Here is an 8,603-nt window from a genome sequence, read left to right on the forward strand (position 1 = left end):
GGCCATGCGGCGGGTCCGAAGCGTTCGAGCCAGGGCGCCCGCGGCGGGCGCCGCGACAGCCGCGCCTGACCGCTTGCCGTAGAGCCGACTGGCCTTAGCGCCGCGTCAGCCAGGCGATCAGCAGCCGCATCACGCCGACGCCCGCCAGCAGGAAGCCGACGGGCACCAGCACCACCATCAACAGGCCCAGGCCGATCGGATTGCCGTCGGCCGGACCGAACAGCGTGTACAGCCCGATCGGCAGGAAACCGGCGGCCATCGTCGCCAGGCCCGCCTTGATGAAGGCACCGCCGCTCCAGCGTTTCACCAGCCGGTGTTCGAAGTCGACCATGCCGTGTGGCTCCTACATTGCCGCCGCGCGTTCCCGCAGCGCGTCGGCGCGCTCGCGCCCGAGGTAACGGTGGATGCCGGCGCGCGCGAGGTACAGCAGCGGGATCAGCGCGATCGCGGCCAGCATCTTGTAGCCGTAGTTGAGCGTGCCCACCGCGAGGAACAGCGAGGTCGGCCAGTGCTGCGGGCCGATCACGAAGGCGATGTAGAGCACGACGAAACTGTCCACCAGTTGCGATACCGCGGTCGAACCGGTGGCGCGCAGCCAGGCGTGGCGTTCGCCGGTGCGGCGGCGGATTCGGTGGAATACGTGCACGTCGATCAGCTGGCCGACCATGAACGCCACCAGCGATCCGCAGATGGTCCACATGCCCTGGCCGAACACCGCTGCAAACGCGGCCTGGTAGTCGGGCACGCCCTGGCCCTCGGCTACGGTCACCCACCACGATGCCGGCGCCAGGTGGATGGCGAGGAAGGCGAACACGAAGCCGTAAACGATCAGGCCCGCGGCCAGCCAGCTGATGAAGCGCACGCCGCGCTTGCCGAAGTACTCGTTGATCGTGTCGGTCATGATGAACACGATCGGCCACAGCAAAGTGCCGGCGGTGAAGTTGAGCGAGCCGCTCTGGCCGAACAGGTTCCACTCCCACGGACGCAGGCCGAGGGTGTCCTCGAGCGCGAAGATCTTGACTCCGATGAATTCGGCCAGCACCGCGTTGACGCAGAAGAACGCCGCCAGGCCGATGAACAGGCGCGTGGCGCGGTCGTCCAGCGGCCCCTTCAAGCGCGCGTCCCGGGCACGGAGAAGGGGATGCTGTCCGGCGAGACCGCGCCGCCGGAGATGATGAAGCTCATCGCCTGGTCGACGGTCCAGTCGGTGGGGGTGATGTTCTCCACCGGCACGATCTCCAGGTAACCCGAGGTCGGGTTGGGCGTGGTCGGCACGTACACCGCGGCGAGCTCGCGCCCGGTACCCTGTTCGCGGATCACGCGGGTGACGAAACCCACCGACTTCATCTTGTCGTGCGGGAAGTCGATCAGGACCACGCGCTGGGTGCCGTCGGGCTGGGTCTGCAGGATGTCGAGCAGCTTGCGCGCGCTGCCGTAGATCAGGCTGGCCAGCGGGATGCGCGCGACCACGGCCTCGAACCAGCGCAGCAGGCGCTGGCCGACGACGCGCCGCGCCAGCCAGCCGGCGAGCAGGATCACCGCCAGGGTCGCCAGCAGCGCCAGTGCGGTCTGCACCCACGGGTCCTGCAGCCAGGCCAGGGTGCGCGGGTCCAGCGCGGAAGCGCGCGCGAGCAGTGGATCGACCAGCGGCCGGCTCAGCCCGGACAGCAGCTTGAACACGAACGCCACCACGACCCAGGTCAGCCAGATCGGCAGCAGGGTCAGCACGCCGGTCAGGAACAGGCGCTGCAGGCGTATCCCGAGGGTGGGACGGGCGGACATGGCGGGGATTGTAGGGGAACCCTAGCCGCCGCGCCGCTCCCGCTTGCGCCGGACGTAGAGCTGCTTGCGCACCGTCGCCACCACCTCGCCGGAGGCATCGCGCACCGGCGCGTCGAACCAGCGCAGGACCTTGTCGCCGCCGGCCGCGGCGGCGCGCAGTTCGTCGAGCGTGGCGTCGTCCAGCCGGAACTCGGCGCCGACCGTGCCGCGCCCTGGCTTCTCGAACTCGATGGTGGCGGCCTTGTCCCAGACGATGTAGTCGTCGCCGATGGTGTTGAGCACCATCAGCATCCAGAACGGGTCGGTCATCGCGAACAGGCTGCCGCCGAAGTGGGTGCCGACGTAGTTGCGGTTCCACGGGCGCATGCGCAGCTCGACCCGCGCGTGGCGGAAGTCGTCCGAGAGCGCCACGACGCGGATGCCCGCGAACAGGAACGGCGGCCAGAGGTTGAGCACGCGCCGGATGGTGCGCGCGGAAACCTTGCGCATGGGATCAGGCCAGCAGCAGGGAGGACATCTTGCGGCGGTAGCGGCCGACCAGGTCCTCGTCGTCGAGGATGCGGAAGGCGTCGATCAATGCCTTCCTGGGCAGGCCGTCGTCGAAGTCGCGGTTGCGCCGCAGCATCTCGATGAACTGCTCCAGCCCGGCCTCGGCATCGCCGCCGACGATCTGCTGTACGCCCAGCAGGTGGCGCGCGCGCAGGTCGTCGGGGTTGGCGTCGATCGCTGCCTGCAGCACCTGTGGCTGCGGCGCGTCGGCGAGCAGGCTGGCGAAGTCGAGCCTTGCGCGGGCCTTCACCGTGCGTTCGTCGGTGGCCAGGTTGGCGGGCAGGGCATCGATGAGTTGCGCGGCTTCGCGCGCGCCGCCGGTGGCGAGCAGGGCGAGCGCCAGGTCGAGCTTGAGTTCGGCCTTATCGGGTTCGGCCTCGATCGCCTTGCGCAGGCGCATCACCTCGGCGTGCGGATCGACCGGCGGCGCGGCAACGTCCTCGATGGATACGTCCGTGGCCTGGCCTTCGATCGCGGGGGTACCCGGTTCGATGCCGTGGTGCTTGAGGAACTCGCGCAGCTGCGCCTCGGGCAGCGCACCGGGGAAGCCGTCGACCAACTGGCCGTCCTTGACCAGCATCACCGTCGGGATCGAACGGATCTGGAACGCGGCGGCCAGCTGCTGTTCGGCCTCGACATCGACCTTGGCCAGTTCGAACGCACCGTGGTATTCGCCGGCCAGCTTTTCCAGCACCGGGCCGAGCTGCTTGCACGGCCCGCACCACTCGGCCCAGAAATCGACCAGCACCGGCACCTGCAGCGAACGCTGGATGACCTCCGCCTCGAAGCGGTCGGTGGTGGCATCGAACACGTGCGGCTTGGCGGGGGAGGCAGGCATGGGCAGTTCCGTGTGGGATTGGTGGCGAGATGGAGGCGACAGGCAGTGAATCCAACCGCCGCGCCGCCTGCGCGGACCAATGTAAAAAATACTTGACATCGGTCGCACCAAATGTAAAGTGAAGCTTACATCAAGTCAGCTACAGGTGACACATGGCACGGATCCAGCCGCGTACCCAACTCATCGCCTCCCTGCTGCTCGCAGGCATCGGCTTGTGGCTGTTCTTCGGCGACGGCATCGAGATCGTCGGCGCATCGATGGGGTTCGTCGGCGTCTGGGTGTTCGTCGCGGCCACCTGGTTCATGGTCGACGCCGTGCACCGAATTCCGAGCAGCGAAGCCGAGCTGGCCATCGCCCCGGGCGAATGGCAGGCCTGGGTCGGCACCGCCTTCCTGGGCGCGGTCGCCGCGGCCATCGTCCTGCGCCTGGATGCGTTCGCCGTCCCTGTGCCGATCCAGCACAACCCAGAGGCGGGCGCCGCCGGGCGCGACGTCGGCACCCTGTTCGTGGCCTGGGTGGTGCTGGCGTACGTGCTCAGGCAGCGCTGGAAGGGCAGCGTGCTCGCCGACGAGCGCGACCAGCGTATCGAACACGTGTCGGCGGCCTGGGGACGCGGCGCCACCATCGCGGCCATTGTCGGCATCGCGCTGATGCTGGGCTTCAGCCCCACCGAACGCCTGCAGCAGTTCAGCTATCCGATGCTGGCGCAGATGCTGGTGGCCGCGCTCGTCCTGGGCGCATGGTTCGACCACGCGGCAGCCGCCGTCCTTTACTGGCGCGACCGGCGCGCGGCGGCCGCATGAGCGGCACGCCGGTCGGCAACGACATCCGCAGGCTGCGCTTCGAGCGCGGCGAGATGACCCAGCAGGCCCTGGCCGATGCCTGCGGCGTGACCCGGCAGACCATCATCGCGCTGGAGGCCGGCAAGTACGCGCCTTCGCTCGAACTCGCATTCCGCATCGCGCACGCGCTGGACGTGCGCATCGAAGACGTTTTCCACTGGAGCAACCCCGGATGAAGTTCCTGAAGTGGTTGTTGATCTGCGCGCTCGTGCTGGCAACTGCGCTGGGCGCATACATGTGGTGGGTGGTGGCCAGCTTCGACACGGAAACCCTGCCGGCCAACCATGGCAAAGTGGCCGTGGAGCTTTATCCAGGCATGCCGGCCGAAGGCGCCGCGCCGCGTCCGTTGCTGGTCGGCCTCGGTGGTGCCGAGGGCGGCAACGCCTGGGCAAGCCCGGCATGGAAGCGGCAGCGCGAGCGTTTCCTCGAACAGGGCTACGCGATGCTCGCGGTGGGTTATTTCGGAGCCCCGGGTACACCGGAAAGGCTCGACCGCATCTCGCTGGACGGCATCCATGCCGCGATCCGCCAGGCCGCCGAAGATCCACGCGTGGACGCCGGTTGCATCGCCGTGATCGGCGGGTCGCGCGGCGCCGAAGCCGCGCTGCTGCTGGCCAGCCATTTCCCCGACATCGACGCGGTGGTGGCCCTGGTGCCCGGCAGCGCGGTCTTCGCCAGCGGCACCCAGGCCATGGTCACTCCCGCGTTCTCGCTGCACGACCAGCCGCTGCCGTTCGTGCCGGTGCCCTGGAGCACCACCGGCGACCTGCTCACCGGCAACCTGCGCGGCGCGTTCGAGACCATGATGCGCGATACCGCGGCGATGGCGCGCGCGGCGATCGCGGTGGAGCGGATCAACGGCCCGATCCTTCTGGTATCGGCCACGCGCGACGAGGCGTGGCCGTCCAGGGAGATGTCCGATGCAATGATGCAGCGCCTGCGCGCGCACGGTTTCGCCCATGTCGCCGAACACATCGTGGTCGAGGGCGGCCACAACGAACCCCTGGACGAATTTCCGCGGATCGAGGCTTTCCTGGACACCCACTTCGCAAGGAGCTGCCGATGAAACGCCTGCCGGCGTACCTGCCGTGGCTGGCCGCGGGGTCCTGCCTGGTCGCGTCGCTGGTCGCGGCCGCTGGCTGGGAGGGCTACAGCCACGCCCGCCATCCGCTGGCGTTGCTGGGCTCGGCCCTGGCGCCCGCGCCCGGGTGGTTCAACGCCTTTGGTTTTGCGCTGCCCGGGCTGGCGCTGGCGGCCGCAGCCCTCTGGCGATGGGCAGGCCTGGGCGCGGCCCGCTGGCCGCTGCGCATCGGCATGCTGCTGGCAGCGATCTCGGCGCTGGCCTTCGCGGCCCAGGGCCTGTTCCCGCTGGACCCGGAGCGGATGGAAGCAGTGGGCAGCCGGCAGCACGCGCTGGCTTGGACCGTGTGGTGGGTGGCGTTCGTCCCCGGCGCGGCGCTGCTGGCCTTCGGCAACCTGCGACCGCGCCTGGTCCACGGCCTGGCCGCGCTGGCGGTACCGCTGGCCATCCTCGCGCTGCCGGCGATCCTGCCGGCGCCGTTGGCGGCGCGGCTGGCGTTCGCGCTGTGGTTCGGCTGGTGGCTGGCGCTCAGCCGTGGCGCACTTTCAGCGCCAGGATCACGACCGCCAGCACGAAGGTGATGAGGTTGGAGACGATCATCGGCCAGGACGACAGGTAGATGCCGTAGCCGAACCAGCAGGCGATGCCGATGGTGAAGATCACGTACATCGACAGCGAAATGCCGCTGGTGTCGCGGCTGCGGATCGTCTTGGCCGCCTGCGGCACGAAGGCCGCGGTGGTCAGTACGGCCGCCATGTAACCCATCCATTCCATGGCCCATTCTAGGGGCGTGGCGGGTTTTTGTGCGCTGCGGTAGGCTGCATGGTCCGCCCAAGCCCGCAAGTGCCGTGTCCACCGATACCCCCAGCCCCGCCTACGATCCCGCCGCCGTCGAGTCGACCGCACAGCAGTACTGGGAGCGGACCCGCGCCTTCGAGGTCGGGGAGGAGCCCGGCAAGCCGACGTTCTATTGCCTGTCGATGCTGCCGTACCCGTCCGGGGCGCTGCACGTGGGCCACGTGCGCAACTACACCATCGGCGACGTGATCAGCCGCTTCCAGCGCATGAACGGTCGCAACGTGCTGCAGCCGATGGGCTGGGACGCGTTCGGCCTGCCGGCCGAGAACGCGGCGATAAAGAACAGCACGGCGCCGGCGAAGTGGACCTACGCCAACATCGAGCACATGCGCGCCCAGCTCAAGACCATGGGTTACGCCATCGACTGGTCGCGCGAGTTCGCCACCTGCCGGCCGGACTACTACGTGCACGAACAGCGCATGTTCGTGCGCCTGATGAAGAAGGGCCTGGCCTACCGCCGCAACGCGGTGGTGAACTGGGACCCGGTCGACCAGACCGTGCTCGCCAACGAGCAGGTGATCGACGGCCGCGGCTGGCGCACCGGCGCGGTGGTGGAGAAGCGGGAGATCCCGCAGTGGGTCCTCAAGATCACCGACTACGCGCAGGAACTGCTGGACGGGCTGGACACGCTCGACGGCTGGCCGGATTCGGTCAAGACCATGCAGCGCAACTGGATCGGCCGCTCCGAAGGCCTGGAGATCCAGTTCCGGGTCGACGGCGAGGAAGCGCCGCTGACCGTGTACACCACGCGCCCGGACACGCTGATGGGCGTGACCTACATCAGCATCGCCGGCGAACATCCGCTTGCGCTCAAGGCCGCGCGCTCCAATCCCGAACTTGCCGCGTTCCTCGAGGACCTGCGCCACGGCGGCGTCTCCGAAGCCGAGCTCGAGACGCAGGAAAAGCGCGGCATGGCCACTGGCCTGTGGGCGATCCACCCGGTCACCGGCGAGGACGTGCCGGTGTACGTCGCCAACTTCGTACTGATGGGCTACGGCACCGGCGCGGTGATGGCGGTGCCCGCCCACGACCAGCGCGACTGGGAATTCGCCAAGGCCTACGGCCTGCCGGTGCGCCCGGTGATCGTGCCCGACGGCGTGCGCGATGCGCTGCGCGAGATCGGCCACGACGTCGCCGTCGACGCCGATCCCTTCCAGGCCGCCCTCGACGGCGGCAAGGTCGATGCCTTCGACACCGCCGCGGCCGTGGCGATGGTGCGCGACTATCTCGATTCCATCCAGCAGCAGGGCGCCTTCACCGGACGCGGCACGCTCGTCAACTCGGGCGAGTACAGCGGCATGGATTTCGACGCCGCGTTCAATGCGCTGGCCGCGCGTTTCGAAGCCGACGGCAACGGCGCGCGCAAGGTCAACTTCCGCCTGCGCGACTGGGGCGTGAGCCGCCAGCGCTACTGGGGCTGCCCGATCCCGGTGATCTACTGCGACAAGTGCGGCGCGGTGCCGGTGCCGGAGGACCAGCTGCCGGTGGTGCTGCCCGAGGATGTCGCGTTCTCCGGGGTCCGCTCGCCGATCAAGGCCGACCCGGAATGGCGCAAGACGCAGTGCCCTCAATGCGGTCGCGCGGCCGAGCGCGAGACCGACACCTTCGACACCTTCATGGAGTCGAGCTGGTACTACGCGCGCTACACCTCGCCGGGCGCGAAGGACATGGTCGACGCGCGCGCCGACCACTGGCTGCCCGTGGACCAGTACATCGGCGGCATCGAGCACGCGATCCTGCACCTGCTGTATTTCCGCTTCTACCACAAGCTCATGCGCGACGAAGGGCTGGTGAAGAGCGACGAGCCCGCCACGCGCCTGCTGACCCAGGGCATGGTGGTCGCCGATACCTATTACCGGGAAACGGAAAACGGAAACCGGGAGTGGATCAATCCCGCGGACGTGGACGTGACCCGCGACGACAAGGGACACGTGACCGGTGCCGTGCTCAAGGCCGACGGCAAGCCGGTGCACGTGGGCGGCATCGAGAAGATGTCCAAGTCGAAGAACAACGGCGTCGATCCGCAGGCGATGGTCGACCGCTACGGCGCCGACACGGTGCGCCTGTTCTCCATGTTCGCCTCCCCGCCGGAACTGTCCCTGGAATGGCACGAGACCGGCGTCGAGGGCATGGCGCGCTTCCTGCGCCGGTTCTGGCGCGAAGTGCAGGAACATGCCGCGCAGCTCGACCATCCCGAGGTCGACGCCGCGCGCCTGGACGCCGCGCAGAAGACCCTGCGCCGGCAACTGCACGAAACGATCCAGAAGGTCGGCGACGACTACGGCCGCCGCCACAGTTTCAACACCGCGATCGCTGCGCTGATGGAACTGCTCAACCACGTGGCCCGCTTCGAGGACATGTCGGAGCAGGGCAGGGCCGTGCGCCACGAAGTGCTGCAGGCGATGGTGCTACTGCTCAATCCGGTGACGCCGCACGTCTGCCATGCCCTGTGGCAGGTGCTGGGCCATCCGGAGACGCTGCTGGAGGACGTGCCGTTCCCGCGCGCCGACCCGGCTGCGCTGCAGCGCGACAGCGTGACCATGGCCGTCCAGGTCAACGGCAAGCTGCGCGGCACGATCGAGGTCGCGCCCGACGCTCCGCGCGAGGCGGTCGAGGCGGCGGCACTGGCCGAGCCCGGGGTGGCCCGCTTCCT

Annotated in this window: 11 protein-coding genes; 5 read left to right on the plus strand and 6 right to left on the minus strand. The window is 68.9% G+C overall.

Annotated features, from left to right (window positions below):
• Positions 1-94 precede the first annotated feature (94 nt).
• From QAA18_RS11885 to trxA, 5 genes are read right to left on the minus strand one after another with little or no spacing between them, the layout of a single operon-like run.
• Positions 95-331 carry a hypothetical protein gene (locus QAA18_RS11885; protein ID WP_279413192.1) on the minus strand — a complete coding sequence of 79 codons (237 nt, stop codon included), beginning with the start codon at positions 329-331 and terminating at the stop codon, positions 95-97.
• Between the two features lie 12 nt (positions 332-343).
• Positions 344-1,114: a queuosine precursor transporter gene (locus tag QAA18_RS11890; protein WP_279413193.1), complete on the minus strand. Its 771-nt coding sequence runs from the start codon at positions 1,112-1,114 to the stop codon at positions 344-346.
• Complete coding sequence (locus QAA18_RS11895; protein WP_279413194.1) at positions 1,111-1,782, minus strand: DUF502 domain-containing protein; 672 nt, start codon at positions 1,780-1,782, stop codon at positions 1,111-1,113. The genes QAA18_RS11890 and QAA18_RS11895 overlap by 4 nt, the downstream gene beginning before the upstream one ends.
• Positions 1,783-1,803: 21 nt before the next feature.
• Positions 1,804-2,271, minus strand: a complete 468-nt coding sequence (locus QAA18_RS11900) for a DUF4442 domain-containing protein (RefSeq protein WP_279413197.1) — start codon at positions 2,269-2,271, stop codon at positions 1,804-1,806.
• Positions 2,272-2,275: 4 nt separating this feature from the next.
• Positions 2,276-3,169, minus strand: coding sequence for a thioredoxin (gene trxA, locus QAA18_RS11905; RefSeq protein ID WP_279413198.1), 894 nt, complete (start codon positions 3,167-3,169; stop codon positions 2,276-2,278).
• Between the two features lie 152 nt (positions 3,170-3,321).
• On the opposite strand from trxA, the gene QAA18_RS11910 reads away from it, so the two are divergent.
• The 4 genes from QAA18_RS11910 to QAA18_RS11925 are packed head-to-tail and all read left to right on the plus strand — an operon-like array spanning position 3,322 to position 5,673.
• Entirely contained in the window at positions 3,322-3,972 is a 651-nt protein-coding gene (locus QAA18_RS11910) for a hypothetical protein (protein WP_279413200.1), read from the plus strand.
• Entirely contained in the window at positions 3,969-4,187 is a 219-nt protein-coding gene (locus QAA18_RS11915; protein ID WP_279413201.1) for a helix-turn-helix transcriptional regulator, read from the plus strand. The genes QAA18_RS11910 and QAA18_RS11915 overlap by 4 nt, the downstream gene beginning before the upstream one ends.
• Positions 4,184-5,077, plus strand: a complete 894-nt coding sequence (locus QAA18_RS11920) for an acyl-CoA thioester hydrolase/BAAT C-terminal domain-containing protein (RefSeq protein ID WP_279413202.1) — start codon at positions 4,184-4,186, stop codon at positions 5,075-5,077. The genes QAA18_RS11915 and QAA18_RS11920 overlap by 4 nt, the downstream gene beginning before the upstream one ends.
• Positions 5,074-5,673: a DUF998 domain-containing protein gene (locus tag QAA18_RS11925; protein ID WP_279413203.1), complete on the plus strand. Its 600-nt coding sequence runs from the start codon at positions 5,074-5,076 to the stop codon at positions 5,671-5,673. Before QAA18_RS11920 ends, QAA18_RS11925 begins: the two co-directional genes overlap by 4 nt.
• On the opposite strand, the gene QAA18_RS11930 is transcribed toward QAA18_RS11925, so the two are convergent.
• A complete protein-coding gene (locus QAA18_RS11930; protein ID WP_279413205.1) occupies positions 5,621-5,866 on the minus strand; it encodes a SemiSWEET transporter in 246 nt (81 codons plus the stop codon). The two genes, QAA18_RS11925 and QAA18_RS11930, sit on opposite strands and share 53 nt — an antisense overlap.
• Before the next feature lie 74 nt (positions 5,867-5,940).
• On the opposite strand from QAA18_RS11930, the gene leuS reads away from it, so the two are divergent.
• Positions 5,941-8,603 (plus strand): leucine--tRNA ligase (leuS, locus tag QAA18_RS11935; protein WP_279413207.1); only part of this gene is annotated, 2,663 nt, incomplete at its 3' end.

Source organism: Luteimonas sp. 8-5, assembly GCF_029763755.1.
Lineage (GTDB): Bacteria > Pseudomonadota > Gammaproteobacteria > Xanthomonadales > Xanthomonadaceae > Cognatiluteimonas.